This is a genomic window from Streptomyces carpinensis (genome assembly GCF_002154505.1).
Lineage (GTDB): Bacteria > Actinomycetota > Actinomycetes > Streptomycetales > Streptomycetaceae > Streptomyces > Streptomyces carpinensis.
The window spans coordinates 1-25,833 of the sequence record NZ_MUBM01000417.1 but is presented as its reverse complement, the minus strand read 5'-3'; the positions used below and the strand labels follow the sequence as shown (position 1 = coordinate 25,833).

Annotated in this window: 24 protein-coding genes; 16 read left to right on the top strand and 8 right to left on the bottom strand. The window is 74.0% G+C overall.

Annotated elements, in window-relative coordinates; all coding sequences use genetic code 11:
* Positions 1-85: 85 nt before the first annotated feature.
* The 3 genes from BZY54_RS41370 to BZY54_RS41360 all read left to right on the top strand — a co-directional run bounded on the left by BZY54_RS41370 (position 86) and on the right by BZY54_RS41360 (position 3,220).
* Positions 86-1,213: a vWA domain-containing protein gene (locus tag BZY54_RS41370; protein ID WP_086730521.1), complete on the top strand. Its 1,128-nt coding sequence runs from the start codon at positions 86-88 to the stop codon at positions 1,211-1,213.
* Between the two features lie 202 nt (positions 1,214-1,415).
* Positions 1,416-2,522, top strand: a complete 1,107-nt coding sequence (locus BZY54_RS41365; protein ID WP_086730515.1) for an XdhC family protein — start codon at positions 1,416-1,418, stop codon at positions 2,520-2,522.
* Between the two features lie 14 nt (positions 2,523-2,536).
* Positions 2,537-3,220: an SRPBCC family protein gene (locus BZY54_RS41360; RefSeq protein ID WP_086730514.1), complete on the top strand. Its 684-nt coding sequence runs from the start codon at positions 2,537-2,539 to the stop codon at positions 3,218-3,220.
* 473 nt (positions 3,221-3,693) lie between these two features.
* On the opposite strand, the gene BZY54_RS41355 is transcribed toward BZY54_RS41360, so the two are convergent.
* The gene (locus BZY54_RS41355) at positions 3,694-4,194 is read right to left on the bottom strand and encodes a metallophosphoesterase family protein (protein ID WP_086730520.1); all 501 of its coding nucleotides are present in this window, start codon (positions 4,192-4,194) and stop codon (positions 3,694-3,696) included.
* 111 nt (positions 4,195-4,305) lie between these two features.
* Between BZY54_RS41355 and BZY54_RS41350 the strand changes: the two genes are divergently transcribed.
* The 3 genes from BZY54_RS41350 to BZY54_RS41340 all read left to right on the top strand — a co-directional run bounded on the left by BZY54_RS41350 (position 4,306) and on the right by BZY54_RS41340 (position 6,832).
* Entirely contained in the window at positions 4,306-4,767 is a 462-nt protein-coding gene (locus tag BZY54_RS41350; RefSeq protein WP_086730518.1) for a MarR family winged helix-turn-helix transcriptional regulator, read from the top strand.
* Positions 4,768-4,907: 140 nt separating this feature from the next.
* The gene (locus BZY54_RS41345) at positions 4,908-6,245 is read left to right on the top strand and encodes an MFS transporter (RefSeq protein ID WP_244217591.1); all 1,338 of its coding nucleotides are present in this window, start codon (positions 4,908-4,910) and stop codon (positions 6,243-6,245) included.
* 5 nt (positions 6,246-6,250) lie between these two features.
* A complete protein-coding gene (locus tag BZY54_RS41340; protein ID WP_086730513.1) occupies positions 6,251-6,832 on the top strand; it encodes a hydrolase in 582 nt (193 codons plus the stop codon).
* Positions 6,833-6,875: 43 nt separating this feature from the next.
* Here the strand turns inward: BZY54_RS41340 and BZY54_RS51910 are convergent, their stop codons facing one another.
* From BZY54_RS51910 to BZY54_RS41320, 4 genes are all read right to left on the bottom strand, one after another.
* Entirely contained in the window at positions 6,876-7,052 is a 177-nt protein-coding gene (locus tag BZY54_RS51910) for a hypothetical protein (RefSeq protein ID WP_086730512.1), read from the bottom strand.
* A 213-nt stretch (positions 7,053-7,265) separates the two neighbouring features.
* Complete coding sequence (locus BZY54_RS41330) at positions 7,266-7,634, bottom strand: DUF6479 family protein (protein ID WP_086730511.1); 369 nt, start codon at positions 7,632-7,634, stop codon at positions 7,266-7,268.
* Between the two features lie 58 nt (positions 7,635-7,692).
* Complete coding sequence (locus BZY54_RS41325) at positions 7,693-7,992, bottom strand: hypothetical protein (RefSeq protein ID WP_086730510.1); 300 nt, start codon at positions 7,990-7,992, stop codon at positions 7,693-7,695.
* 133 nt (positions 7,993-8,125) lie between these two features.
* The gene (locus tag BZY54_RS41320) at positions 8,126-10,594 is read right to left on the bottom strand and encodes a SpoIIE family protein phosphatase (protein WP_086730509.1); all 2,469 of its coding nucleotides are present in this window, start codon (positions 10,592-10,594) and stop codon (positions 8,126-8,128) included.
* 229 nt (positions 10,595-10,823) lie between these two features.
* Between BZY54_RS41320 and BZY54_RS41315 the strand changes: the two genes are divergently transcribed.
* Positions 10,824-12,983 carry a PP2C family protein-serine/threonine phosphatase gene (locus BZY54_RS41315; protein ID WP_086730508.1) on the top strand — a complete coding sequence of 720 codons (2,160 nt, stop codon included), beginning with the start codon at positions 10,824-10,826 and terminating at the stop codon, positions 12,981-12,983.
* Positions 12,984-13,147: 164 nt separating this feature from the next.
* On the opposite strand, the gene BZY54_RS41310 is transcribed toward BZY54_RS41315, so the two are convergent.
* A complete protein-coding gene (locus BZY54_RS41310; RefSeq protein ID WP_244217590.1) occupies positions 13,148-14,500 on the bottom strand; it encodes a S1 family peptidase in 1,353 nt (450 codons plus the stop codon).
* Positions 14,501-15,175: 675 nt separating this feature from the next.
* On the opposite strand from BZY54_RS41310, the gene BZY54_RS41305 reads away from it, so the two are divergent.
* The 4 genes from BZY54_RS41305 (at position 15,176) to BZY54_RS41290 (ending at position 21,341) form a co-directional block, all read left to right on the top strand.
* Positions 15,176-15,391: a type A2 lantipeptide gene (locus BZY54_RS41305; protein WP_086730507.1), complete on the top strand. Its 216-nt coding sequence runs from the start codon at positions 15,176-15,178 to the stop codon at positions 15,389-15,391.
* A 103-nt stretch (positions 15,392-15,494) separates the two neighbouring features.
* A complete protein-coding gene (locus BZY54_RS41300; protein ID WP_086730506.1) occupies positions 15,495-16,301 on the top strand; it encodes an HlyD family efflux transporter periplasmic adaptor subunit in 807 nt (268 codons plus the stop codon).
* A complete protein-coding gene (locus BZY54_RS41295; RefSeq protein ID WP_107419955.1) occupies positions 16,298-18,523 on the top strand; it encodes an NHLP family bacteriocin export ABC transporter peptidase/permease/ATPase subunit in 2,226 nt (741 codons plus the stop codon). The genes BZY54_RS41300 and BZY54_RS41295 overlap by 4 nt, the downstream gene beginning before the upstream one ends.
* Before the next feature lies 1 nt (position 18,524).
* Positions 18,525-21,341, top strand: coding sequence for an NHLP bacteriocin export ABC transporter permease/ATPase subunit (locus BZY54_RS41290; RefSeq protein ID WP_086730504.1), 2,817 nt, complete (start codon positions 18,525-18,527; stop codon positions 21,339-21,341).
* Between the two features lie 76 nt (positions 21,342-21,417).
* On the opposite strand, the gene BZY54_RS41285 is transcribed toward BZY54_RS41290, so the two are convergent.
* Both BZY54_RS41285 and BZY54_RS41280 read right to left on the bottom strand, forming a co-directional pair.
* Entirely contained in the window at positions 21,418-21,960 is a 543-nt protein-coding gene (locus BZY54_RS41285) for an SRPBCC family protein (RefSeq protein WP_086730503.1), read from the bottom strand.
* A 5-nt stretch (positions 21,961-21,965) separates the two neighbouring features.
* Complete coding sequence (locus tag BZY54_RS41280) at positions 21,966-22,316, bottom strand: ArsR/SmtB family transcription factor (protein WP_086730502.1); 351 nt, start codon at positions 22,314-22,316, stop codon at positions 21,966-21,968.
* Between the two features lie 153 nt (positions 22,317-22,469).
* Between BZY54_RS41280 and BZY54_RS41275 the strand changes: the two genes are divergently transcribed.
* From BZY54_RS41275 to BZY54_RS41255, 5 genes are all read left to right on the top strand, one after another.
* The gene (locus tag BZY54_RS41275; protein WP_086730501.1) at positions 22,470-23,477 is read left to right on the top strand and encodes a Ppx/GppA family phosphatase; all 1,008 of its coding nucleotides are present in this window, start codon (positions 22,470-22,472) and stop codon (positions 23,475-23,477) included.
* Between the two features lie 65 nt (positions 23,478-23,542).
* Positions 23,543-23,755, top strand: a complete 213-nt coding sequence (locus tag BZY54_RS41270; RefSeq protein ID WP_086730500.1) for a hypothetical protein — start codon at positions 23,543-23,545, stop codon at positions 23,753-23,755.
* Positions 23,756-23,827: 72 nt separating this feature from the next.
* Positions 23,828-24,844: an iron-containing redox enzyme family protein gene (locus tag BZY54_RS41265; protein ID WP_086730499.1), complete on the top strand. Its 1,017-nt coding sequence runs from the start codon at positions 23,828-23,830 to the stop codon at positions 24,842-24,844.
* Positions 24,845-24,865: 21 nt separating this feature from the next.
* Positions 24,866-25,519 (top strand): HemK2/MTQ2 family protein methyltransferase, encoded by a 654-nt coding sequence (locus BZY54_RS41260; protein ID WP_086730498.1) that lies wholly within the window; start codon positions 24,866-24,868, stop codon positions 25,517-25,519.
* Positions 25,500-25,724, top strand: coding sequence for a CDGSH iron-sulfur domain-containing protein (locus BZY54_RS41255; RefSeq protein ID WP_425276370.1), 225 nt, complete (start codon positions 25,500-25,502; stop codon positions 25,722-25,724). Before BZY54_RS41260 ends, BZY54_RS41255 begins: the two co-directional genes overlap by 20 nt.
* Positions 25,725-25,833 lie beyond the last annotated feature (109 nt).

Here is a 25,833-nt window from a genome sequence, read left to right as displayed (position 1 = left end):
GACCGGCACCGGCGGCACGGCCGGTGGCACCGGCGCCACCGGCCATGGTGGCGGACGCGGCGGCGGGCCGCCCGGCGCCGACGCCGTGCTGCTCGGCTTCGCGCGGGCGCTGCGCGCGGCCGGGGTCGGGGTGAGCGCCGAGCGGGTGCATGCCTTCCTGCGGGCGCTGGACGTGCTGCGGCCCGGCGCGCGGTCGGACGTGTACTGGGCGGGGCGGCTGACGCTGTGCGGGGATCGCGACGACCTGGAACGCTACGAGCGGGTGTTCGGCGCGTACTTCGGCCACGGTGCCGGCGGTGCCCCGGCCCGGACGGTACGGACCGCTCCCCGGCCCCGGCTCCGCGCGGTGGTGCGGGAGACGCCCGTCGGATCGCGCGCCCGCGGCCCGGACGACGAGCCGCAGGGCCCGCCCGTCGCCTCCCTCGCCAGCCCGGCCGAGGTGCTGCGCCACCGCGACGTGGCGGAGCTGGACCCGGCCGAACGCGCGCAGGTGCGCCGGCTGCTGGCCGCGTTCGCGCTGCGCGGGCAGTCGCGGCGCAGCGCGCGGCGGCGGCCGGCCCGGCGCGGTGCCGTCGATCCGCACCGCACCGTGCGGGAGATGCTGCGGCGGGGCGGCGAGCCCGCGCTGCTGCGGAGGCACGCGCGCGTGGAACGGCCCCGGCGGGTGGTGCTGCTCGTGGACGTCAGCGGCTCCATGGCGCCGTACGCCGAGGCGCTTCTGCGGTTCGCGCACGCGGCGGCCCGGGGACGGCGCACGGAGGTGTTCACCATCGGCACCCGGCTGACCCGGGTGACGCGGGAGCTCTCCCACCGGGACCCCGACCTGGCGATGGCCGCGGTCGCCGAGGCCGTGCCCGACTGGCGCGGCGGCACCCGCCTGGGAGAACTGCTGCGGGAGTTCCTCGACCGGTGGGGACAGCGGGGCATGGCGCGCGGCGCCGTGGTGGTGCTGCTGTCCGACGGCTGGGAGCGGGGCGACCCGCGGCTGCTCGCCGCCCAGATGGCCCGCCTGCACCGGCTGGCGCACCGGGTGATCTGGGCCAACCCCCGCAAGGCCCGACCCGGCTACGCCCCGCTCGCCGCGGGGATGGCGGCGGCCCTGCCCAGCGTGGACGCCTTCGTCGAGGGCCACAGCCTCGCCGCACTGGAGCGGCTGGCGGCGGTGGTGCGGGGCGCGGACGCCGGCACCGGCGGGACGGAGCGCCCGCCGTGAGCGCCACCGCGACGACGGGGGCCGAGCGGCCATCGGTACGACGGCGGGGCGACGGCGGGGAGCGGCAGACACGGCGGCGGCCGGCTCGGCGCGACCGGGACGGAACCGCCGTACCGTGCGGAAGGACCAGGAGGACCTTCGCAGGAGCGGCCTCGCAGGGCCCGTAGGACCGTGGAAGAGGACCGCAGGAGAGGAGCGGAGCGTGCGTGACATCCTTCCGGTGCTCGAGCGCTGGTACGCGGCGCGGGTGCCCTTCGGGCTCGCCACGGTCGTCGCGGTCAGCCGCAGCGCGCCGCGCGAGCCCGGCGCGGCGATGGCCGTCGGGCCGGACGACGAGGTGGTGGGCAGCGTGTCCGGGGGGTGTGTGGAGGGCGCGGTCTTCGAGCTGGCCCAGGAGGTCGTGGCGAGCGGCGAGGCGCGCGTTGCGACCTTCGGCTACAGCGACGAGGACGCGTTCGCCGTCGGGCTCACCTGCGGGGGCGAGATCAGTGTGCTGGTCAGGCCCGTGACACCGGAGTCGGACGCCGTCTTCGGCGCGGTCGCCACCTCGGTCGCCGCCGGCGAGCCGGTGACCATGGCGACCGTGGTCGACGGGCCCGCGCCGACCGGGGCGACGCTCGCCGTATGGCCCGGGACGGTGGCCGGAACACTGGGCGCGCGCGGACTGGACGTGGCGGTCACCGCGGACGCCCGCGGCGAACTCGCCCTCGGTGCGACGGGGCTGAGGCACTACGGGGCCCGCGGCGAGCGGCGCGAGGACGCCGTCACGGTGTTCCTGCACTCCTTCGCGCCCCCGCCGCGGATGCTGGTGTTCGGCGCGATCGACTACGCCGCCGCGGTGGCCCGGATCGGTGCCTTCCTGGGCTACCGGGTCACGGTGTGCGACGCCCGCCCGGTCTTCGCCACGCCGAAGCGGTTCCCTCAGGCCGTGGAGGTCGTCGTGGACTGGCCGCACCGCTATCTGCACGCCACGGACACCGACGAGCGCACGGTGATCTGCGTGCTCACCCACGATCCGAAGTTCGACGTGCCGCTGCTGGAGGAGGCGCTGCGCCGGCCGGCGGCGTACATCGGTGCGATGGGCAGCCGCCGCACCCATCACGAGCGGATGGAGCGGCTGATCGATGCCGGTCTGACAGCGGACGAGCTGGCGCGGCTGCGCTCTCCGGTCGGTCTCGACCTCGGCGCCCGCACCCCGGAGGAGGTGGCCGTGTCCGTCGCGGCCGAGATCATCTCTCTGCGCTGGGGCGGCACCGGGGCGCCCCTGACCGCGACCGTCGGAGCCATCCACGCGACCGGTTCCGCCTGAACGAGGAGGAAGTCATGGAACTGAACCACGCGTTCACGGTGCCCGTCCCGGTCGACGACGCCTGGCGGGCGCTGCTCGACATCGAGCGCGTCGCACCCTGCCTGCCGGGGGCGGCCGTGGAGGAGTACGACGGCAAGACGGTGACCGGTTCGGTCAAGGTGAAGCTGGGCCCGATCACCGTGACGTACAAGGGCACGGCGGTCTTCGAGGAGCAGGACGAGGCGGGCCGCCGCATGGTGCTCGTGGCGAGCGGCCGGGAGACGCGCGGGCAGGGCACGGCGCGGGCCACCGTCACCGGCACGCTGGAGGAGCGCGACGGCTCCACGGCGGTGTCGGTGCGGACCGATCTGACGGTCACCGGCCGCCCGGCGCAGTTCGGGCGCGGAGTCCTCGCGGAGGTCGGCGACCGGCTGGTGGGGCAGTTCGCGGACTGTCTGGCCCAGCGGCTCGCCGGGGAGGCACCGGAGGCTCCCGCGGAGCCCGCAGCCGCACGACCCGCCGGTCGTCCCCCGGAGGAGGGCGCGGCTCCGGCGGCGGCAGGCCACGCCGAGCCCGCGGCGGGCCGCGAGGAGCCGGAACCGCTCGACCTGCTGCGCGCCGCCGGGTTGCCGGTCGCCAAGCGCGTGGCGGTGGCGGCCGGAGCCGCCGGCCTGGTGGCGCTGCTCGTCGTGGCTGTGCGACGGCTGAGGCGCCGCTGACACCGCCTGCGCCTAGTGGGGCGGATGTGGGCCTGACCGGCCCTTGTTACCCCTGTGGTCTGCGAGTTCGCGAATTTTTCGGGTTTGCGGATTCGATGGTTGGGGTTCCGTCATCAGGGGTAGGCGGGCCACAATGGATGAGGCATGCACGCCTCTGCAGCACATGTGCGGCACATCCTCGCTGGAAGGAGGTCCGTGAGAGCGCATATTCGCAGCTCCCGGGCAGCTTCCGCGCACGGAGCGGCCCGGATCTCGCCGAGAAGTCGGAAACGAGAAAGGGAAGAGTGACCCCGGGGCGGCCCGCGATCGGGCCGCCCTCCTTGTGCCCGGCTCCGGCACCCTCCCGGTCCGTGTTCACGCTCCCGATCCCCCGATCGGGACTCCATGCCCTCCGGTCGGTCATTCCCCCGTCCGGACCGGCATCGACCCCCGTGCCCGACCGGCGTGCGGGACGGGCCGCGTCTCGTCGGACCTCAGCGCCGTGGCAGCCGGTGCAGCTCCACCTCCGTGAGGCGGCCGTCGGAGACGGTGGCCGTCATGTAGGTGCAGTGGGGCTGGCGGCGGCGGTCGGTCGGCGAACCGGGGTTGAGCAGGCGCAGCCCGGAGGGGGCGGTGGTGTCCCAGGGGATGTGGCTGTGTCCGAAGACCAGCACGTCGAGGTCGGGGAAGCGGCCGGCGCAGCGGGCCTCGCGCCCCTCGGCCGCCCCGGTCTCGTGGACGACGCCGAACCGCAGGCCGCCCAGCTCGGCCTGGGCCACCTCGGGCAGGCGGGCGCGCAGCTCGGGGCCGTCGTTGTTGCCGTACACGCCGATCAGCCGGCGGCTGCGGCTCTCCAGCAGGTCCAGGGTGGCGGTGTCGACCCAGTCCCCGGCGTGCAGGACGACGTCGGCGCGCGGGAGCTCGTCCAGGAACGGCCCGGGCAGCTCTTTGGCGCGCTTGGGGAGATGGGTGTCCGCTGTCAGGAGCAGGCGCACCCGGTCAGCGTACTGCGGGACCGCCGGGCGCACGCCCGGCGAGAATGATCTCCAGGATAACTGTTCAGGTCAGACTGGACAGTCTCGTCTGATGGTTCTACGGTGAACGACATGGATCCGAAGAACACCGAGGTGCCCGAGGGCGTCTCCGCATCCGCCGCCCTGGCCGCGCGCGACCTGCGGGTGGTGTTCAGCCGGCTGCGGCGCCGGATCCGGGAGGTCGCGCAGGACGAGGACCTCACGCCCTCCCAGGTGTCGGCGCTCACCCTGGTCGGCAAGCACGGGGCCGCCACGGCCAGCGCCCTGGCCGCCGCCGAGGGGGTCCGGCCGCAGTCGATGGCCGCCACGCTCGCCGCCCTCGAACAGTCCGGACTCATCCGGCGCAGCCCCGACCCCGACGACGGCCGGCGCCAGCTCGTCACCCTCACCGACAGCGGCCGCGAGCGCATCGAGGGCAACCGGCAGGTCCGCGCGGAGTGGCTGACCCGGGCCCTGGAGGACCGGTACACCGAGGACGAACGGCAGACGCTCCTCACGGCGTTCGCGCTGCTGGAACGGCTGACGCAGTCGTGACGGGGAGGCTCGCCCGCACCCCCGGCGACCCCCAGCACACCACCGGCACGGCAGACACCACCGGCTCCACCGGCGACGGCAGCGGACCGCGCGCCGGCCGCCGCACCGCGCGGCCGGCCCCCGACGCCTTCGACCGCCGGCTGATCGCCCCCATGATCCTGGGGTCGGTCCTCAACCCGATCAACTCCTCGATGATCGCGGTGGCCCTCGTCCCGATCGGTACCGCCTTCGGGACACCGCCGGCCCGGACGGTCTGGCTGGTCTCGGCGCTCTACCTGGCGACCGCGGTCGGCCAGCCCGTCGTCGGACGGCTCGTGGACATGTACGGGCCCCGCCGGCTCTACCTCGTGGGTACTGCCCTGGTCGGAGTGGCCGGCCTGCTCGGCGCACTCGCCCCGACGCTGGGCGCGCTGATCGGCGCGCGGGTCCTGCTGGGCCTGGGAACCTCGGCGGCGTACCCGGCGGCCATGCAGCTCACGCGCCGCGAGGCCGAGCGGACCGGACAGGACAGCCCGACGGGTGTGCTGACGGCGCTGGCCGTGGCCAACCAGACGGTGGCCGTGGTCGGCCCGGCGCTCGGCGGCCTGCTGATCGCAGGCGGCGGCTGGCGCGCCGTGTTCACGGTCAACATACCGCTGTCCGCCGCCTGCCTGGTCCTCGGCGCCCTGCGGCTGCCGAGGGAGCGGCGCACCGCACACCCGCGCGGCGACCTGGACCTGCCCGGCATGGTGCTGTTCGCCGGCACGCTCGTGTCGCTCATGCTGTTCCTGATGGCACCGCGGGCGGACCACTGGTACCTGCCGCTGCTCGCCGCCGCGACCGGCGCCGCGTTCGCGGTACGGGAGCTGCGGGCCCAGCAGCCCTTCGTGGACCTGCGGGTGCTGGGCGGCAATGTCCCGCTGCTGGCCACGTACGTGCGTCAGCTGCTCGGCTACACCACGTCCTACGCCTTCATGTACGGCTACACACAGTGGCTTGAGGAAGGCCGGGGCCTCAGCGCCTCCACGGCCGGGCTGGTGCTGCTTCCGCTGTCGGCCGCCGCGCTCACCGTCTCCGTGCTGACCGGGCGTCGCGAGGCCGTACGGGCGAAACTCGTCGTGGGTGCCGCCGTCCAGGTCGCCGCCTGCGCCGTCCTGCTGCTGGTCGGCTCCGGCAGCCCGGTTTGGCTGCTGCTCGCCGCGGGCGTCGTGATGGGCGTCCCGCAGGGGCTGATCGGCCTCGCCAATCAGAACGCGCTCTTCCGGCAGGCCGATCCGGCGCGGATCGCCTCGGTCGCCGGGCTGCTGCGCACCTTCATGTACCTCGGCGCACTGGGCGCCTCCGCCGCCACCGCGGGGTTCTTCCCGCACCGCGCCGACACGGCCGGGCTGCACGGCCTGGCCCTTTTCATGATCGCCGGATCGGTGCTGCTCCTGGCGAGCGCGCCGGCCGACCGATCACTCGCACAACTCGCCCCCCGTAAGACCCGAAAGGCCTGAACCCCATGGCACTCACCGCCCTCGACCCGCGCACGGCCCTCGTCGTGATCGACCTCCAGGCCGGCATCGTCGGCGCACCGACCGCGCCCCACTCCGGCGCCGAGGTGCTCGCGCGCACCGTGGAGCTCGCCGACGCCTTCCGCGCCCGTGACCTGCCCGTCGTGCTGGTCCGCGTCTCCTTCTCCCCCGACTTCGCGGACGTACCGCCCGGCCGCACCGAGAGCGCGCACGCCGGAGGGCAGCGCCCTGAGGGCTGGGACGTGATCGTGCCCGAACTGGCCGGCCGCGGCGACGTCACCGTCACCAAGCACAACTGGGGCGCCTTCCACGGCACCGACCTCGACGTGCAGCTGCGCCGCCGCGGGGTGACGCAGATCGTGCTGACGGGCATCGCGACCAGCATCGGTGTGGAGTCCACCGCGCGAGCCGCCCATGAGCACGGCTACCACGTCACGCTGGCCACCGACGCCATGAGCGACCTGGACGCGGACGGCCACCACAACAGCGTGACCCGGATCTTCCCGCGCCTGGGCGAGACGGGCACCACCGCCGAGGTCCTGGAACTGCTGGCCAAGACCCACGGCTGACGAGACCGGGTGGCGGGGCGAGGACTGGTTGCGGGCGGACGGATCAGTCCTCGCCCCGCACGATGTTCCAGTCGGCGCCGTGGCGGTCCGACCGCGAGCCGCCGCGATCGTCGACCGCGGGCAGACAGGTGCGCACGCCGTTCTCCCGCTGCCGGCGGGCCTCGGCCCAGCCCGTCTGGGGACGGTGGGCTTGGGGTTTGTCAGTGGTGTGCGCGGTCACGACGCCTCATCTTCCTTCTGCGTCCGGTCCTGTCCGGTCCTGTCCCGGCCCGTCCGGTGGTTCGATCGGCGATCGGCGACCCCGCGGGCCTGGAAAAACCGGGTCCCCGGGTGTGCCGGGGGCAAACCCACGGCCCGACCGACCCCGCGGGTGCGGCCCGCGGCCCGACCGACCCCGCGGGTCCGGTGGCCCCGCGGGTCCGGTCCCTGCGGTTCACGTGCCGCCAGGACCCCCGCTGCCGAAGGAGCCACTGGAGCCCCGGTCCCAGCGCGGGCGGGTCTGGTCCCCGCTGCGCCTGCTGCCGGTGGACCCGAGCTCGTGCGGGGTCAGGCGGCGGCCCGTCTCCTCGGCGCGCGGAACCTCGTCCGGTTCGCGTCGCTGCCGGGTCTCGTGGACGGGCCCGGAATCCGGCAGGGTCGGGTGCTCGCCACCCCGGGGGGTCCTCGGTTCGCGCTGCTTCACTCTGATCCCGAGCCGGACTGCCCATATCAGCACTCCGACGAGGACCAGACCGCCGACCACGATGACGACGGCCCCGAAGGTCGAGCTCGCGGCGGCTGCTTCGTACCCGATGGTGTCCATGGCGGCCGTGTACCCGCCCCCGGCCGGCGGATACGTGGCCGGCGGGCCGGACCGCCGATCACAGCCCGTGCGGACCGGTGCCGTCGCCCTCCTCGGCCGACCGCGCGGCCCGTTCCACGTCGGCCTCGATCTCGGTGCGGGGCCTTCCCTCGTCGCTCGCGTACTCGTTCAGGGCGGCCTGCAGGTCACGGGCGAGGTCGCGCCAGGCGCGCCAGGCCGTCTCGTACGTCTCGCTCTGCATGCCGGTCCACCGCTCCTGCGCGGGCGGCCCGTAGTTCTGCCTCAGTTGCTCGACCCGGGTGTGCGCCTCGTCGGCCGCGCGCTGTTTCGCCACAAGCTCTTCGAAGGTGTGTGACACACCCCAGGACCCTAAGCACCGCACGGGTGCGCGGCGGCTGAGACCTGCCGTGTCCGGGCGCGGCACACCCGTGTGGCGGGTCCGTTCGGGTCCGCCGTCCCCGTGCTGTCCCAGGGCCGGTCGCTTCCCGGGGTCACTGCTCCGGCACCGGTCGCTCTTCCAGGACGAGCTCGCTCCACACTTGCTTGCCGCCGCTGACCGGCAGGGTTCCCCAGGTGGCCGAGACGGCCTCGACGAGGACGATGCCGCGGCCGCCGGTGGCCTCCCAGCCGATGCTCGTCGGTTTGACGGGCGTGCGCGGCGAGGTGTCGGCGACCGCGATGCGCAGCCGGTCGTGGACGAGGGTGAGGTCCAGGCGGACCTGGCCGCCGGTGTGGACGAGGGCGTTGGTGACCAGTTCGGAGACGACGAGGAGGGCGGTGTCGGCGTCGGCGGCCACGCCCCAGGAGCGCAGGGTGCGCCGGGTGAACCGGCGGGCGTGCCGGACGGCCTCGGGCACCCGCCACACGGTCCAGGTCTCCCTGAGCGGGTGCACGGCCAGGCCGTCGTAGCGCACCAGCAGCAGGGCGATGTCGTCGTTGCGGCCGACGTCGGTCAGCAGGGCGTCGGCGACCAGCCCGAGGTGGCCGGGGTCGGCGGCGGCCAGGCCGTCGGCGAGCCGGGCCATGCCGTCGTCGATGTCCGCGTCGGGGGACTCCACGAGGCCGTCCGTGGTCAGGGCGAGCACCGTGCCGGGCTGGAGCCGCAGCGGGGTCATCGGGAAGTCCGCCTGGGTGAGCACTCCGAGGGGCGGCCCGCCCTCCGCCTCCGCGATCTCGACGCTGCCGTCCGGATGACGCAGCACCGGGGGCAGGTGCCCGGCGCGTACGCACCAGGCCGAGCCGGCCTCCATGTCGAGGTCGACGTAGGCGCAGGTGGCGAACAGGTCGGTCTCCATGTCCAGCAGGAGCCGGTTGGCGTGCGAGACGACCACGTCCGGCGGGTGGCCCTCGGCGGCGTAGGCGCGCAGCGCGGTGCGCATCTGCCCCATCAGGGTGGCCGCGCCCGCGCTGTGCCCCTGGACGTCGCCGATGACGAGGGCGACGTGGTTGTCGGGCAGCGGGATCACGTCGTACCAGTCGCCGCCGACCTCCAGGCCGGCCGTCGCGGGCAGATAGCGGGCCACGGCCTCCGCGCCGGGCAGTTTCGGCAGCCGGCGGGGCAGCAGGGTCCGTTGGAGCATGCCGACGAGTTCGTGCTCGGCGTCGAAGGCGTGGGCGCGCATCAGGGCCTGGCCGGCCAGACCGGCCGAGGCGGTGAGCAGGGCGCGTTCGTCGGGGCCGAAGTCGTGCGGGGAGTCCCAGCCGATCAGGCAGGCGCCGGCCATCCGGCCGGCCGCGGGCAGCGGCAGCACCGCGAGCCCGCCGGGGCCGACCTCGGCGAGGGCGGGCTCCAGGGCGGTCCCGGCGGGCCAGATCTGGGGGCGGCCGTCGCTGAGGGCGGCGGCCAGGGTGGGCATGGCCCGCACCGGCGCGTCCGGCCACTCGGTGCGCCACTCCAGGCGCCACAGTTCGGGCCAGGCCTCCGGTTCGGGCGGGTCGAGGACGGTGACGACCAGCCGGTCGTTCTCCAGCTCGGCGAGCGCGATCCGGTCGGCCCGCAGCGGCTTGCGCAGCGCGGCGACCACGGCCTGGCTGACGTCCCGGACGGTGCCCGCGGTCGCCAGGGCGGCGGCGAGCCGCTGGACGCGGGCCACGTCGGTGACGCCCGGGCGCAGGGTGGAGGCGTCGGCGACGGTGCCGACCAGGCGGGCCGGGCGGCCCTCGCCGCCGGGCAGCAGCCGGCCACGCAGCCGCAGCCATCTGGGTGGCCCGTCGGGCTGCAGCACGCGGAACTCCAGCTCCCGCTCGCCGATGGACATGTGATCGGCCTCGACCACGGACATCAGGGCCGGCAGATCCTCCGGCACGGTCAGCGCGAGCAGCGTCTCGACCTTGCCGTCGAAGTCGGCGCGGCCGATGCCGAACAGGGTCAGGAGGTCGTCGCCGACCTCGACCCGCCCGGTGTCCATGGCGAGGCTGAACGCGTCCGGCGGCAGCTCCTCGCCGTGCGCCGTCTCGATCGGCGCGGGGAACGCGACGGCCTCGGCGACCAGTTCGAGGCACTCGCGGTCCTCGCTGTCGAAGCCGCCGGGGCTCTCGGTGACCGCGAGCAGACAGCCGCCCCCGTCGCCGGGCAGCGGCAGCGCCGCCATGAAAAGGTCGCCCGCGGGCATCCGCCGGGCGTCGGCGCAGTCGGCGAGCTCATCGGGCCCGAGCCACAGGGCCTGCCCGCTGCGGCGCGCGCGGGCCAACGGGAACCGCCCGGTCAGGGGGTAGGCGTCACGCAGTCCGTACAGCGTCCTCGGGACGCCGACGGACTCCGACAGGCACAGCGCGTCACCGGACTCGGCGCGGGTGTAGACGCCGACGAAGGCGGCCGAGGTGAAGACCAGGGCCTGTTCCAGGACGCGGCGGGGCCGGTCGCCGGCGGCCGTGGCGGCGGTTACCGTCCGGAGGGCAAGTTCGGCACGCGAAGTCCTCGTTCTGCGTGCCGTAGCGCCCTCACTGACCACGTTGGACATTACAGCGCGTATCGCCTGCCCGCGCAGCCCCTGTGACGGTACGTCCAGCCGGTCGGACTCCGGGTCCGCCGGGCGTCGGCCGCCCCGGTGCCGGACGGCCGGTATCACCGGCCTCACGGGCCGCGTCCGCCCCGCCGGCCCCGCGAGCGGCGCTCGCCGTGCGCGCCGGGCCTCCAGGAGAGAGCCTTGATCCGGGGGACCCGTCGCACGGCCGTGCGTGTGCGAGGAGGTGCTCGGCGTGTCCGAGCAACGGACGTCCGGACAGCCACCGCCGGCCGGGACCGGAGGCGTCGACAGACCGCTGCTGTCCCTGGCGCTGGCCGCCATGTTGGACGAGGTGCACGCGCACTCCGGGGCCGTGTATCTGCTCGCGCCCGACCAGCCGGTGCTGGAGATGGCGGTGATGGCCGGCATGCCCCGCGCGTTCGCCGCGCCCTGGGAGCGGGTCGGTCTGAGCGCGCCGATCCCGGTCGCCCAGGCGGTGCGTGAGCGACGGCTGGTCTGGGTCGGCGGGGAGGAGGAGATGGCCCGCCGCTTCCCGCGGATCGCCGTGGTCCTCCCCTATCCGTTCGCGCTCGCCGCGCTGCCCCTGGCGACCGGGTCCGCCGTGTACGGCGCCGTCTTCGTGACCTGGCCGGCCGCACACCCACCGGTGCTGGCCGACTGGGAGCGGGAGCATCTGACCGCCGCCTGCGACCGGCTGGCGCTGCGTCTGGAACGGTCGGCGGTCGAGCGCCGGCCGGTGCTCCCTGAGCCGGATCTGCTCGCCGCCCCGCCGGCCGGCGGGGCGGCCGGGACCCTGGGCTCGGTCGAGGCCGCCCGGATGGTGCAGCGCCTGCCGTACGGGCTTGTCTCGCTCGATCTGCACGGCCGGGTGTCCTTCGCCAACGCCGCCGCGGCCGGTCTGCTCGGCCTGCCCGCCGGCGAGCTGCTCGGCACCCGGCTGTGGGCGTCGGTGCCCTGGCTGAACGACCCGATGTACGAGGACCGCTACCGGGGCTCGCTGCTCAGCCAGCACGTCACGTCCTTCGTGGCGCTGCGCCCGCCCGGGGACTGGCTGTCGTTCCGTATGTATCCGAGCACCACCGGGCTGAGCGTCCGGATCAGCCGGGCCCGGGCGGTGGCGGAGCTCGGCCGCGGCGCGCCCCCGCCCGGCGAGGGCTCCTCGCCGTCCAGTCTGGTGACGATCTCGCAGGTCCTGGGGCTGGCCGGGGCGCTGACCGAGGCGGTGGGCGTGCAGGACGTGGTGCAGCTCGTCGCCGACGAGATCGTCCCGGCCGTCGGCAGCCAGGCCCTGATGATCCTCGGTTCCGAGTCCGGGCGGCTGCACGTGCTGGGGCACCGCGGCTACCGGGACGCGCGGGCCGTCGAACAGTTCCACGGGACTCCGCTTTCCGCTCCGACCCCGAGCACGCGGGTGCTGTCCACCGGGGCGCCCGCGTTCTTCGACTCCCGGCAGCAGCTGGAGCGGCTGTATCCGAGCCGGTACGCGGTCCGTGACGGCTTCGCCGCCTGGGCGTATCTGCCGCTCATCGCGTCCGGGCGCCCGGTGGGCACCTGCGTGCTGGCCTACACCGAGCCGCACCCTTTCCCCGCGGACGAGCGCGCCGTGCTGACGAGCCTGGGCGGGCTGATCGCGCAGGCGCTGGAGCGGGCCCGGCTCTACGACGCCAAGCACCGGCTCGCCCACGGTCTTCAGCAGGCGCTGCTGCCGCGCTCGCTGCCGCGGCTGCCGGGTTTCGACGCGGCGGCCCGCTATCTGCCGGCCACCCAGGGCATGGAGATCGGCGGCGACTTCTACGACCTGGTGCCGACCCGGCCGACGGCCGCCGCCGTGATCGGGGACGTGCAGGGCCACAACGTGACCGCCGCCGGGCTGATGGGCCAGCTGCGCACCGCCGTACGGGCCTACACGACGGTCGGTCAGGAGCCGCAGGAGGTCATGCGGAGCACCAACCGGCTGCTGATCGACCTCGGGGTCGAGCTGTTCGCCAGCTGCCTGTACCTGCGGCTCGATCCGGCCGACAGCTCCGCCGTGATGTCCCGGGCGGGGCACCCCCCGCCCCTGCTGAGACGGCCGGACGGAAGGGTGCGCGTGCTCGACCTGGCCGGCGGCCCGCTGCTGGGCATCGACCCGGCCGCCACGTATCCGACCACACGTGTCGACCTCGCCCCCGGCTCGGTGCTCGCCCTCTACACCGACGGACTCGTCGAGTCGCCCGGTGTGGACATCGAGGACGCGCTCGTCGAGCTGGGACAACGGTTCGGCGAGGTCGGGGACGTGCCACTGGGCGAGCTGGCCGACTGCCTGGTGCAGCGGTCGACGGTGGTCGGGGAGCGGGTCGACGACGTGGCGGTGCTGTTGCTGCGGGCGCGGGGGGACCGCTGAGGCCGGGGTGGACGGGCGTGGGGCCGGGAGCCGCCGGACGACGACGGCCGGTGGGCACCCCCGGGACACCGGCCGCACCGCCCGGTGACACAAGGGTTCGGTCCGGCCGTTCCGCCGGAGGGCCGGACCGATCCACTGACCGGTGGGAACCGCCGGAGCGCCGGTCAGTGGCTCTGTGCCGCCCCCCGGCCCTCGGCCGCGCCGGAGCCGTCGGCCGCGCCGGAGCCGGCCCCGGTGCCCGACGGGTCGACGGGCGCGGTGGCGGTCCCGGAGCCGGCGCCGGACTGGTCGCCGCCGGGCTGCGGGTCCCCGGCGCCGGTGCCGTTCCCGGCCGCACCGCCGCCGTTGCCGCCCGCGCCCGCGCCGTTCCCGCCGCCGGCGCCTAGCGTCGCGCCGGTCGCCTGCAGCGCCGCGGTGACCGGCTGGAAGAAGGTCTCGCCACCCTGGGTGCAGTCGCCGCTGCCGCCCGAGGTCAGGCCGACCGCGCTGCCGTCCTGGGTGAACAGCGAGCCCCCGCTGTCCCCCGGCTCGGCGCAGACGTCCGTCTGGATGAGGCCGTTGACGGTGTCGACGCCGTTCGGGTCGGTCTCGCTCTGGAAGTTGACGGTGGCGTCGAGACCGGTGACGGCCCCGTTGTGCAGGCCGGTGGTGCTGCCCACGCGGAAGACGGTCTCTCCGACCGTGGCGTCGGCGGCCTGGGTGATCTGGACGGTCTGCCCGTTGCCGACGTCGACCTCGCTCGGGGCCCGGGTGTTCGGGTCGTCGTACTTGACCAGGGAGAAGTCGTTGCCCGGGAAGGTGGCCTGGTCCACCGTGGCGACCGGCTGCCCGTTCTGCGAGTCGGCCCACTGCTTGGCCGCGACACCGCAGTGACCCGCGGTCAGGAAGGCGGGACTGCCGTCGCTCGCCGTGACGTTGAAGCCGAGGGAGCAGCGGACGGTGCCGCCCTGCGCCTGGGCGAAGATGGCGTCGCCGCCGGCGGCGAAGGTCTTGAAGGTGCCGGCGGACTTCCTCAGGGTCGCCGTCGCGGAGCCGAGGCCCTGGACGGTGGACCGGAGTCTGTTCCACCTGGCGCCGGTGACGGTTCGGTCGGCGGTGACCACGACCTTGTTCGTCCTCGGGTCGACGGCCCATGAGGTGCCGGGGATGGTGGCCCTGGCCTTGAGGGTCCGCGCGGCCGACTGGAGACTTGCGACGGTGTTGCCGACCCGACGGACGGCCGCGCCCGCCTTCTCCGCCTGGGCGAACACGTTGTCGTCGCCGCCGACCACGTTCACGACCAACTGCTGCCTGGCGCTGTCGTAGTAGGAGCCGGCGAAGGCGGCGCCGAGCGACGTGGCCAGCTGTGCGGCGAGGTCCGACGCGTCCGTCGCCTTGAGGGTCCTCGGTGTGGCCCCGTCCGCCGCGCCGTCCTGGGAGGCGTTCGCGTTCGGGAGCAGCATCGCCGCCGCGCCGAGCGCCACCACGCCGCCCGCCGCTATCGCGGCCTTGCGCTTCGGAATTCGCTTGTGACTCAAACTTCTCGACCTCCTGGGGACGGGGCCGTGCCGCCGTCCGGCAGTGCGTTGGGGGGCGCCTGGATGGCTGTTGGTACGCACGACTCGGGCGGCACGTTCAATTCCGTTCGCCAACTGGCGCCACGACGCGCGGAATCGGCGACCGGCCGCCGGGCGCGGCGGGGCAAGACGCACGCGCCGGGGGACCACGGGCGGCGTCGCGGACGGACACGCCAAGCAATCGATCGACAACGTTCCGTCGACGAACCGCCATGGATCAAGACCGGAATCCTGGCTTCAGCGAATCTGCACAGCGAATGCCCAACGGAGTCACCGTGTACGGCGGATCTGCACAACCGCGCATCGCCGAAGATGCCTTTGGCCCGGAGTGCCGGATTCGTCGCCCCATAGGCAAGAGTCTGGACGGGCCGATGCCGTGGGCCATGTGAAGAAGTCGCCGACAACTCGTGCCCGAACGTGCACGGATACGTTTGAAGGAGCGACAAGTTCCCAGGTGGGGGGCCTGGTTGAGTGGAATCCGCAGCTGGCACCGTGCTTTGATCCAACGCACCGCGGGGGCTCGCCGGGCGCTGAGAAAGCCGGCGCCCGGCACCCGCGGTCGCGGCCGTCCATCTGTCCCCAGATGGGCCGCTTTCCCCCTTTTGTGAAAACCCCCATAGGAAGGGAAGTTCCAACATGAACTCCACCCCCCAGGTTGAGACCGTCGAGATCTCCGACGCCGAGCTCGACAACGTCTCCGGCGGCCTGGCCGTGAACGCTCTCGGCACCGCCACCGGCCTGGTGGACGGCATTGCCCCGGTGAGCGGCCTGGCCGACACGGCCATCGGCACCGTCGAGGGTGTGACCGGCCTGAACGTCGCCCCGGTCGCCAACCTGGTCGCCGGTCTCTGATCGCACCGCGTCACCGCTGAGTCCCGGAGCCGTCCGCGGTTCCGGGGCTCTCGGACGTCCTGAAGCTCCCCGTGACATCTCTCCCCAGGTGAGGGAAGGTTCCGTGCAGTTCCGCCAACAGGCCCTCGCCAAGCTGCAGTCGCCCGAAGAGCTCGACCTCCCGGTCCGGCTCGCCCGCCCGCAGGGCTGGCTCGTGCTCTCCGTCACGCTGGTCGCGATGGCCGCCGCCTGCATCTGGGCCGTGACCGGATCCGTGGCCTCCACGGTCTCCGCGCAGGCCGTCCTCACCCATGGGCAGGGCAGCTACGTCCTGCAGAGCCCGGTCGCCGGTCAGGTCACCGCGGTGCTCGCCGAGGAGGGGCGGCGCCTGCCCGCGAACTCGCCCGTCCTGAAGGTGCGGACGGCTCAGGGCGAGTCGGTCGTCCGTACCGTCGCCGCGGGCCGGATCACCGCACTCGCCGCCACCATCGGGCAGATCATCTCCACCGGCGCGAACGTCGCCGCCGTCGAGAAGGTGGCCCACGCCTCGGACCCGCTGTACGCCACCGTGTACGTCCCCGCCCAGAACGCCGCCTCCGTCCCCGCCGAGGCCGCCGTCGACCTGACCGTGTCCTCCGTGCCTGCCCAGCGCTACGGTGTGCTGCGCGGCCATGTGAAGTCGGTGGACCGCTCGGCGCAGTCGGCCCAGCAGATCGCCGCCTTCCTCGGGGACAGCCAGCTGGGCGAGCAGTTCACCAGGAAGGGGCGCCCGGTCGCCGTGCTGGTCCGGCTCGACACGTCGTCCACGACCAAGAGCGGCTACCGGTGGTCGTCCGCGGACGGCCCACCGTTCCGCCTCGACTCCATGACCCTGGCCACGGCCTCGATCCGCCTGGCCGACCAGCGCCCCGTCGATTGGCTGCTGCCGTGACCACCACCGCTCCCGAGACCCGCGGCCGCCGGCGCGCGGCCCCGCCCAAGCGCCCGGTTCCCAAGGGACGGGGCCGGGCCGTCCGTACACCCACGGTGCTCCAGATGGAGGCCGTGGAGTGCGGAGCCGCCTCGCTCGCCATGGTGCTCGGCCACTACGGCCGCCATGTCCCGCTGGAGGAGCTGCGCATCGCCTGCGGTGTCTCCCGCGACGGCTCGCGCGCCAGCAACCTGCTGAAGGCGGCCCGGAGTTACGGCCTGACGGCCAAGGGCATGCAGATGGACACCGCCGCCCTCGCCGAGGTGAAGGCGCCGGCCATCCTCTTCTGGGAGTTCAACCACTACGTCGTCTACGACGGCATCGGCCGCCGCCTGGGCCGGCGCGGGGTGTACGTCAACGACCCCGCGAAGGGCCGCCGTTTCGTCCCCATGGAGGACTTCGACACCAGCTTCACCGGCGTGGTGCTGGTGCTGGAGCCGGGTGAGGGCTTCACCCGGGGCGGGCGCAGGCCCGGCATCCTGGGCGCCATGCCGGCCCGGCTGCGGGGCACCGCGGGCGCCCTGCCGGCGGCGATGCTGGCGAGCCTGCTGCTGGTCGTGGTCGGTGCGGCGGTGCCCGCGCTCAGCCGCACCTACATCGACACCTACCTCATCGGCGGGCAGACGTCGCTGCTGGGCGTGCTGTTCGCGTCGATGGGCGCGTGCGTGCTGCTCACGCTGGTGCTGACCTGGCTCCAGCAGGCCAACCTGCTGCACGGCCGGGTGATCTCCTCCACCCTCGCCGGCGCCCGCTTCCTGCGCCATCTGCTGCGGCTGCCGGTGACGTTCTTCGCCCAGCGCAGCCCGGCCGACCTGGTGCAGCGGCTGCAGTCCAACGACCAGGTCGCCGAGACGCTGGCCCGCGACCTCGCGGCGGCGGGCGTCGACGCGGTGGTCGTGGTGCTCTACGCGGTGCTGCTCTACACCTACGACCCGCAGCTGACGTTCGTCGGCATCGGTGTGGCGCTGCTCAACATCGTGGCGATGCGGGTGGTCATACGGCTGCGCGCGACGCGGACGGCGAAGCTGCGCGCTGACACGGCGCGGCTGACCAACACCGCCTACACCGGGCTCCAGCTCATCGAGACGATGAAGGCGACCGGCGGCGAGGACGGCTACTTCCGCACCTGGGCCGGGCAGCACGCCACCACGCTGGAGGAGCAGCAGCGGCTGGGGGTGCCGAGCGCCTGGCTGGGCGTGGTCGCGCCGACGCTGGCGACGCTCAACAGCGCGCTGATCCTGTGGATCGGCGGCATGCGGGCCATCGAGGGCCACATCTCGGTCGGCCTGCTGGTCGCCTTCCAGGCGCTGGTGACCCGGTTCACCGCGCCGCTGACCCGCCTCAACGGTGTGGCGGGACGCATCCAGGACTTCGCGGCCGACGTGGCCCGCCTCAAGGATGTCGAGAACTTCCGGGCGGACCCGCTCTACGCCCGTCCCGGCACGGGCGACTCCACCCGCCGGCTGCACGGCCATGTCGAGTTGCAGAACATCAGCTTCGGCTACAGCCCGCTGGACAAGCCGCTGCTGACCGGCTTCGACCTGACCGTCGGCCCGGGGCAGCAGGTGGCGCTGGTCGGCGGCTCGGGCAGCGGCAAGTCGACGGTCTCCCGGCTGATCTCGGGCCTGTACACACCCTGGGAGGGCGTGATCCGCATCGACGGGCAGCGGCTGGAGGACATCCCCCGGGGCGCCCTGGCCGCCTCCGTGTCCTTCGTCGACCAGGACGTGTTCCTCTTCGAGGGCACCGTCCGCGACAACGTGGCCCTGTGGGATCCGTCGATCCCGGACGACGCCGTGGTGGAGGCGCTGCGCGACGCCGCCCTGTACGACGTCGTGGTGCGCCGGCCAGGCGGCATCCACAGCCCGGTCGAGCAGGACGGCCGGAACTTCTCCGGCGGGCAGCGGCAACGTCTCGAGATCGCGCGGGCGCTGGTGCGCCAGCCCAGCATCCTCGTCCTCGACGAGGTGACGAGCGCGCTGGACGCCGAGACCGAGCAGGTCGTCATGGACAACCTGCGGCGGCGCGGCTGCGCCTGCGTGGTGATCGCGCACCGGCTGTCCACCGTGCGCGACAGCGACGAGATCGTCGTACTCCAGCACGGCACGGTCGTCGAGCGCGGGCGGCACGAGGAACTGGTGGCGCGTGGCGGCGCGTACGCGGCACTGGTCAGGGAGCGGTGAGATGACAACCGTCGGCGAAGGCGATCTCGTACTCGGTGCGCTCGCCTCCCTGGGCACGCCGGTCGACTGCACCGGTCTGACCCGGCTCGATCTGGAAGGGCCGCAGGTGCTGTGGCTGGTCGCGTCCGGTGCGGTGGACCTGTTCGCGGTGGACGCGGCGCAGCAGGGCCACTGGCACCACCTGGGCCGGCTGGAGGCGGGCTCGCTGCTGCTGGGTCCGGTCGCGGGCCCTCAGCACACCCTGGTCGCGCGCCCGTTGCGCGACTGCGTGGTGCACCGCATCGGGCTGCGCGAGCTGTACCAGCCGGCGGGCACCCAGACCTGGTCGTACGACGAGTACGGCAACCCCCAGTACGTGCCGCCGACGACCAGCCCCCTGGAGTACGCCCTCGCGCTCGGCGTGGGACGCAGCCTGTCGGTGCTGTTCCAGGCGCCGATGGCCGAGGACCGGTCCGCGGCGCCCGCCGACGACGACGTGTTCTGGATGCAGGTGCCGCCGGGCAGTGTGCAGTACGGGTCGCTGTACGGCGCCGAGGCGGCGGCCGACCTGCTGATGGACCCCGCCCTGTGGCAGAGCATGGTGGACCAGCAGTACCGGCTGCTGACCTCGCTGGACCGCTGGATCGAGGAGCTGGAGCGCAGCCACGAGACCCGGACGGCGGCGGGCATCAAGGCCGGTGAGGCGGTCCGTGCCCAGGCCGACCGGACGCTGCTGGCGTCCATCGGGCGGTCCTCGGCCAAGCGCGCCACGGCGGCCGACGCGGATGCCACGTACGCGGCCTGCGCGCTGGTCGCGCGCGCCGCCGGCATCTCGCTGGCCGCGGCGCCGCAGCCCGGTACCGGCAGCGACCGGCTCGACCCGGTGGAGCGGGTCGCCCTGGCCTCCCGGGTGCGCACCAGGGCCGTACGTCTGCGGGGCGCCTGGTGGCGGGAGAACGTCGGCCCGCTGGTGGGCCACCGGGCGCTGTCGGGCGCGCCGGTCGCGCTGCTGTGGCGGCGCGGCGGCTACGTCGCCGTGCACCCCGCGACCGGGCGGGAGACGCCGATCGAGAAGGCGAACGCACAGGAGTTCGAACCACGTGCCGTGATGTTCTACCGGCCGCTGCCCGACCGCCGGCTCGGCCTCGTCGGGCTGCTCCGCTTCAGCCTCGGCGGCACTCGCGGTGACCTGCTGAACCTGCTGGTCAGCGGGCTGGTGACGGTCGCGATCGGGGCGCTGGTGCCGATCGCGACCGGCAAGGTGCTCGGCCAGTACGTGCCGCGGGCCGAGCAGGGGCCGATCGCGCAGGTGTGTCTGGCGGTGATGGTCAGCGGCCTGGTGGCGGCGGCCTTCATGCTCCTGGAGAACCTGACCATCCTGCGGCTGGAGGGACGTATCGAGGCGACCCTCCAACCGGCCGTGTGGGACCGGCTGCTGCGCCTGCCGACGAAGTTCTTCACCGAGCGCTCCACCGGCGAGCTGGCGAGTGCCGCCATGGGGATCAGCGCCATCCGCAGGCTGCTGGCGGGGGTCGGGCCGGTCGTCGCCCAGTCGGTGACCGTGGGCGTGATGAACCTGGCGCTGCTGTTCTGGTACAGCGCCTCGATGGCGCTGGCGGCGATCGGCATGCTCGTCGTGATCGCGGCCGTGTTCCTGGGGCTCGGCCTGTGGCAGGTGCGCTGGCAGCGGCGGCTGGTGGTGCTCACCAACAAGCTGAACAACCAGGCCTTCCAGACCCTGCGCGGGCTGCCGAAACTGCGGGTGGCGGCGGCCGAGAACTACGCGTACGCGGCCTGGGCCGACCGGTTCGCGGACAGCCGCGAGCTGCAGCAGAAGGTGGGCCGGATCAAGAACCTCACCACGGTGCTCGGCGCGGTGTACCTGCCGGTGTGCACCCTGCTGATGTTCATGCTGCTGGCCGGTCCGGCGCGCGGCTCGATGTCGGCGGCGGCCTTCCTCACCTTCAACACCTCGGTGACGATGGTGCTGACCTCGGTCACCCAGCTGACCGGCGCGTTCGTCTCGGCGGTGGCCGCGCTGCCGCTGTTCGAGGAGATCCGGCCGGTGCTGGACGCAGCACCGGAGGTGCGCACGGCGAGCACCCGGCCGGGACCGCTGTCCGGGGCGATCGAGGCGCGGCGGCTGTCGTTCCGGTACGCCGACGACGGCCCGCTGGTCCTGGACGACGTGTCGTTCCAGATGCGGCCCGGCGAGTTCGTGGCGATCGTCGGGCCCAGCGGCTGCGGCAAGTCGACGCTGCTGCGGCTGCTGATCGGCTTCGACCGGCCGCTGTCGGGCAGTGTGCTGTACGACGGTCAGGATCTGGCGGCGCTCGACCAGTCCGCGGTGCGCCGGCAGTGCGGGGTGGTGCTGCAGCACGCCCAGCCGTTCAACGGCTCGATCCTGGACGTCATCCGCGGCACCGAGCCCTGCTCGCCGGAGGAGGCGATGGCGGCGGCGGAGATGGCGGGGCTGGCCGAGGACATCAGGCGGATGCCCATGGGTCTGCACACCATCGTCTCGGGCGGTGGCGCGGTCTCGGGCGGACAGCGGCAACGGCTGATGATCGCCCAGGCGCTGGTGCGGCGTCCCCGCATCCTCTTCTTCGACGAGGCGACCAGCGCCCTGGACAACGACACCCAGCGCACCGTGATCGAGAGCACCCGCAAGCTGAACGCCACGCGTGTGGTCATCGCGCACCGCCTGTCCACGGTGCTGGACGCCGACCGGGTGGTCGTCATGGAGGAGGGCCGGGTCATCCAGCAGGGCCCGCCCGCCGAACTGCTCGCGGACACCGGCGGCCGGCTGCACGAGCTGGTGCGGCGCCAACTGGCGTGAGGTCCGCGCCGGTCGGCGCGGGCTCCTGCAGCCGCCCGGGCGGACCGCCCCCTCAACTGCCGGCCGTCCCCTCCGGTCAGTCTCCGGACGGTCGGTCCCCTCCGGGGATCACCGCCCCGGAGGGGAATCCGGCCGCGACGTAGCCGTCGTAGAACCCCTGCCAGGGGGCGCTGACCCCGGCGTGCGGGCCCTCGAAGCGCTCGCCGCGCGCCAGCGCGTCCAGGGCGGCCAGGCACACCTCCCACCCGGCTCCGTTGCGGGCGGCGGTGTTCTCGGCGGCCAGGACGTTGGTGAGCGTGAAACGGGTGCGCTTGTCGTCGAGCCGTTCGAGGTCGAAGTGGAGTTCGTCGCCGCCCCACCCGAACGACAGGTGCCGGGGCGGGCCGACGGCGAGCACGGTGCCCGTGAAGTCCTCCGCACCCTTCTCGCCGCTGAACGTGATGGTGCCGCCGGGGCGCAGGTCCATCTGCGCCCGGAACGGGAACCACTGGGCGAGTTCGCCCGGGTCGGTGACGAAGTGCCAGACGCGCTCCACGGGGTGGTCGTAGGTGCGGCTGAAGCGGACGGCGGGGCGGCCGTCGTCGAGCGTCAGATAGGTGCCGGTGAGGTCGGCGGACATGGGGATCAGTCCTTCTGGGCTTGCGGAGGGGGTTCCTCGGTGTCTTCCGGTACGGCGTCGAGGCGACGGCCCAGCGCGTCGAGGCTCTCGTTCCAGAGCCTGCGGTAGGGGGCGAGCCAGGCGTCCAGCGCCGCCATCGGGGCCGGGTCGAGGGCGTAGACCCGGCGCTGAGCGTCCTGCCGCACCCGCACCAGGCCCGCGTCGCGCAGCACCCGCAGATGCTTGGAGGTGCTCGGCTGGCTCAGCCTGCACGCCTGGACGATCTCACCGACCGACCGCGGCCGCTCGAGGAGCAGGGCGACGATGGCACGCCGGTGGGGGTCGGCGAGTGCGGACCAGAGAACGGCATCGGACACGAGACCTAATATGCCTTCACGGTTATATTCCAGTCAAGGCATACACACCCGGGGCCGGAGGATCGGCCGTTTCCGCGTCGTTTCCCCGCCGTTCATGCGCCGCTACCTCCACCGAAGGCGTACACGATCCCGCTGCGGGGTACCCACCGGCCCATGCGAATCAGCGTGGTGGATGTGGGGTCGAACACCGTCCGGCTGGTGGTGGCGGACGCGCAGGGCGGGGTACCGCTGCCGGTGCACACCGCCAAGTGGCGCCTGCGGCTGTCGGAGCAGGTCACACCCGGGGAGGACATAGCGGACGAGGCGGTGGAGCGGCTAGTCCAGGCGGTCGGCGAGGCGAGCGCGACCGCGGCCCGGTGGGGCGCGGCCGAACCGCTGGCCTTCGCGACCGCCGTGGTGCGCGGCGCCCCGAACCGGCTGCGCGTGCTGCGCACCGTCCGGGCGCGCACCGGAGTCGCGCTGTGCACGCTGCCGGGCGAGGTGGAGGCCGAGCTGACCTTCCTCGGGGCGCGGCGCTGGATGGGCTGGCGGTCCGGGCCCCTGGCGCTGCTCGACATCGGCGGCGGCTCGCTCGAAGTGGCTTTCGGGCGGGGCCGGTTGCCCGACTTCGTGGCCTCGCTGCCGCTCGGCGCCGGACGGCTGACCCACGAGTTCTTCCCGGACGCCGATCCGCCGTCCCCCGAGCAGCTGAAGGAGCTGCGGCGCAGGGTCCGGCACCAGCTGCGGGACGTGGCCGCCCGCATCCGCTGGGAGGGGCCGCGCACCGCGGTGGTCACCTCCCGCACGTTCCAGCAGCTGGGGCGCCTGTGCGGGGCCGCGCCCGGGCGGCACGGCCCGTTCGTGGAACGGCAGTTGCACCGCGCGGCGCTGCGCCGGGCGATCGACCGGCTGGCCGCCCTGCCCGCCGCCGAGCGCGCCGAGCTGCCCGGCATCTCCGCGCCGCGCGCCGCGCAGAGCCTGGCCGGCGCGGTCGTCGGGCACACGGCGATGAAGCTGACCGGCCTGAAGTCGGTCACCGTCTGCCCCTGGGCGATCCGCGAGGGAGTGCTGCTGCGGCACATCGAGGACGGACCGTCCTGGTGGGCGGAGGTCTCCCGGGTCCACGAGGAGACCGCGCCCCGGGTACCCGCACCGCTGCGCATCGCGACCGCCGGGAACTGAGACGGGAGAGAGGCCGCCGAGCACCGCTACGGGAGCGAAGAGAGGCGAAGAGAAAGGAGAGGGCCATGAGCCGGAACGACAGCGGGCGGCGCCGGGAGCATCCGGACACCGCCACCGGTGAGATCCTGCACGAGATCGAGAACGCCGAGACCGACGTCGACGACTCCCGGGAACGGCGCCACCGGGGCGAGGCCGCGGAGACGATCACCCCGAACGAGCGGGCCCAGGAGGAGGCCCAGGGGGAAGCCGAGGCTCACGGGGAGGCCGAGAGGAACTGAGCGCCCGTGGACGCGGCGCCCGGCACGGATCGCCCGGTGGATGGCCGGGCACCGCGCGGGTACCCGCGTCACATGGATCACGATCACCGAGGGCCCGAGCTGCCGCCCGCGCGGGGGCCGGTCTCCGCGGCCCTGACGGCGTACCTGCGGGACACCGGCCCGCTGCCTCGCCCCGAGGACGCCGCCGGCGCGCTGGCGTACGGCGACGATCTCCAGCTCGCCCTGTACCTGTGCTACGAGCTGCACTACCGCGGCTTCGCGGACGTCGCCCCCCACCTCGAGTGGGACCCGGGTCTGCTGCGCGTGCGCGCGGCGATGGAGCAGCGCTTCCTCGCGACCCTGCGCGCCGACACCCCCGGGCACGGCAGCCTCGACGACGCGCTCGCCGGGCTGCTCGTGGAGCCGGTCCGGGGCACGGGCGTCTCGCACTACCTCCGGGACGAGGGCGAGCTGTGGCAGCTGCGCGAGTACGCCGCCCAGCGCTCCCTGTACCACCTCAAGGAGGCGGACCCGCACGCCTGGGTGCTGCCCCGGCTGTGGGGCCGTGCCAAGGCGGCCATGGCCGCAGTGGAGTTCGACGAGTACGGCGGCGGGCGGGCCGACCGAGTGCACGCCCGCCTCTTCGCCGACCTGATGACGGACCTGGGCCTGGACACGGCGTACGGCCGCTATCTGGACGCGGCCTCGGCCGAGGCCCTGGCCACCGTGAACCTCATGTCCCTGTTCGGTCTGCACCGCGAGCTGCGCGGCGCACTGGTGGGCCACTTCGCCGCGGTCGAGATCACCTCCTCCCCCGGTTCCCGGCGGCTGGCCGAGGCGATGCGCCGCACGGGTGCCGGTCCGGCCGCCGAGTTCTTCTACGACGAACACGTCGAGGCCGACGCGGTGCACGAACAGGTCGTCCGCCACGAGGTGATCGCCGGACTGCTCGACGAGGAGCCGCACCTGGCGCCGGACGTCGCCTTCGGCATCGACGCGACGGGACACCTCGAGGACCGCTTCGGCGGCCGGCTGCTGGCCGACTGGCGGGCGGGCCGGTCGTCGCTGCGCGCCCCGCTCGATGCGGCGGAGACAGCCCATATGTCGTGAGCACCGGGGTACACGCGGTGCGTGAGTGAACGAGTATTTCCGGGTGTCTACGCCCCGCAGGACGACACCGCGCTGCTGATCGAGGTCCTGTCCGACGAGCCGCTCCGGCCGGGCGCACAGGTCCTCGACGTGGGCACCGGGAGCGGCGCGCTGGCACTGGCGGCCGCGCGGCGCGGTGCCGAGGTGACGGCGGTCGACGTGTCCTGGCGGGCGGTGTGGACGGCCCGCCTCAACGCCTGGCTGGCAAGGCTCCCGCTCCGCGCCCTCCAGGGGAACCTCTTCGGTCCCGTGCGCGGCCGGACCTTCGACGCCATCCTGGCCAATCCGCCGTACATGCCGGCACCCGACGCCCGGCGCACGCCGCACGGCAGGTCCCGCTCCTGGGACGCCGGGCGCGACGGGCGTCTGGTGCTGGACCGGATCTGCCGGGACGCGCCCGCGCTGCTGCGGCCCGGCGGCGTGCTGCTGCTCGTCCAGTCCGCGCTCAGCGGCCCCGGCCACAGCCTGCACCTGCTGCGCGCGGCGGGCCTGAAGGCCGCCGTGGTGCGCCGCCGCTGGATCCCCTTCGGCCCGGTGCTGCGGTCCAGGCAGGGCTGGCTGCGTGAGCGCGGGCTGCTGAACGCGGCCGACGCGAGGGAAGAGCTGGTGGTCATCCGTGCCGAACGTCCCCTCTGACAGCCCGCGGGGCGACCCGCACCCCGAGCCCCCTCGCCGGGTGACGATGCAGCGACGTGGTCCGATCCTCGTCGACGGTCCGGTCGAGGTGGAGCTGGAGGACGGCACCAAGGTGTTCTCCGACCGGTTCCGTGTCGCCCTGTGCACCTGCCGCCGCAGCCGCCGCTACCCGTGGTGCGACACCAGCCACCGCGAGCGGGCCTAGACGTGCTGTCGGTTCGGCAACGCCGCTGGGCGTCCCCGCACGCCCTTACGGCAGTGGGGGAGTGCGTGCCAGACGCCGCCGGGCAGGCGGGAATTTGACGACAGGGCCT

What these genes read in the sequence shown, in the direction of transcription:
- BZY54_RS41270 (WP_086730500.1), top strand. Translation starts at nt 23,543, where the DNA reads ATGAGCCGGAACGACAGCGGGCGGCGCCGGGAGCATCCGGACACCGCC.
- BZY54_RS41285 (WP_086730503.1), bottom strand. Translation starts at nt 21,960, where the DNA reads ATGTCCGCCGACCTCACCGGCACCTATCTGACGCTCGACGACGGCCGC.
- BZY54_RS41275 (WP_086730501.1), top strand. Translation starts at nt 22,470, where the DNA reads ATGCGAATCAGCGTGGTGGATGTGGGGTCGAACACCGTCCGGCTGGTG.
- BZY54_RS41265 (WP_086730499.1), top strand. Translation starts at nt 23,828, where the DNA reads ATGGATCACGATCACCGAGGGCCCGAGCTGCCGCCCGCGCGGGGGCCG.
- BZY54_RS41330 (WP_086730511.1), bottom strand. Translation starts at nt 7,634, where the DNA reads ATGGACACCATCGGGTACGAAGCAGCCGCCGCGAGCTCGACCTTCGGG.
- BZY54_RS41320 (WP_086730509.1), bottom strand. Translation starts at nt 10,594, where the DNA reads ATGTCCAACGTGGTCAGTGAGGGCGCTACGGCACGCAGAACGAGGACT.
- BZY54_RS41340 (WP_086730513.1), top strand. Translation starts at nt 6,251, where the DNA reads ATGGCACTCACCGCCCTCGACCCGCGCACGGCCCTCGTCGTGATCGAC.
- BZY54_RS41290 (WP_086730504.1), top strand. Translation starts at nt 18,525, where the DNA reads ATGACAACCGTCGGCGAAGGCGATCTCGTACTCGGTGCGCTCGCCTCC.
- BZY54_RS41350 (WP_086730518.1), top strand. Translation starts at nt 4,306, where the DNA reads ATGGATCCGAAGAACACCGAGGTGCCCGAGGGCGTCTCCGCATCCGCC.
- BZY54_RS41305 (WP_086730507.1), top strand. Translation starts at nt 15,176, where the DNA reads ATGAACTCCACCCCCCAGGTTGAGACCGTCGAGATCTCCGACGCCGAG.
- BZY54_RS41360 (WP_086730514.1), top strand. Translation starts at nt 2,537, where the DNA reads ATGGAACTGAACCACGCGTTCACGGTGCCCGTCCCGGTCGACGACGCC.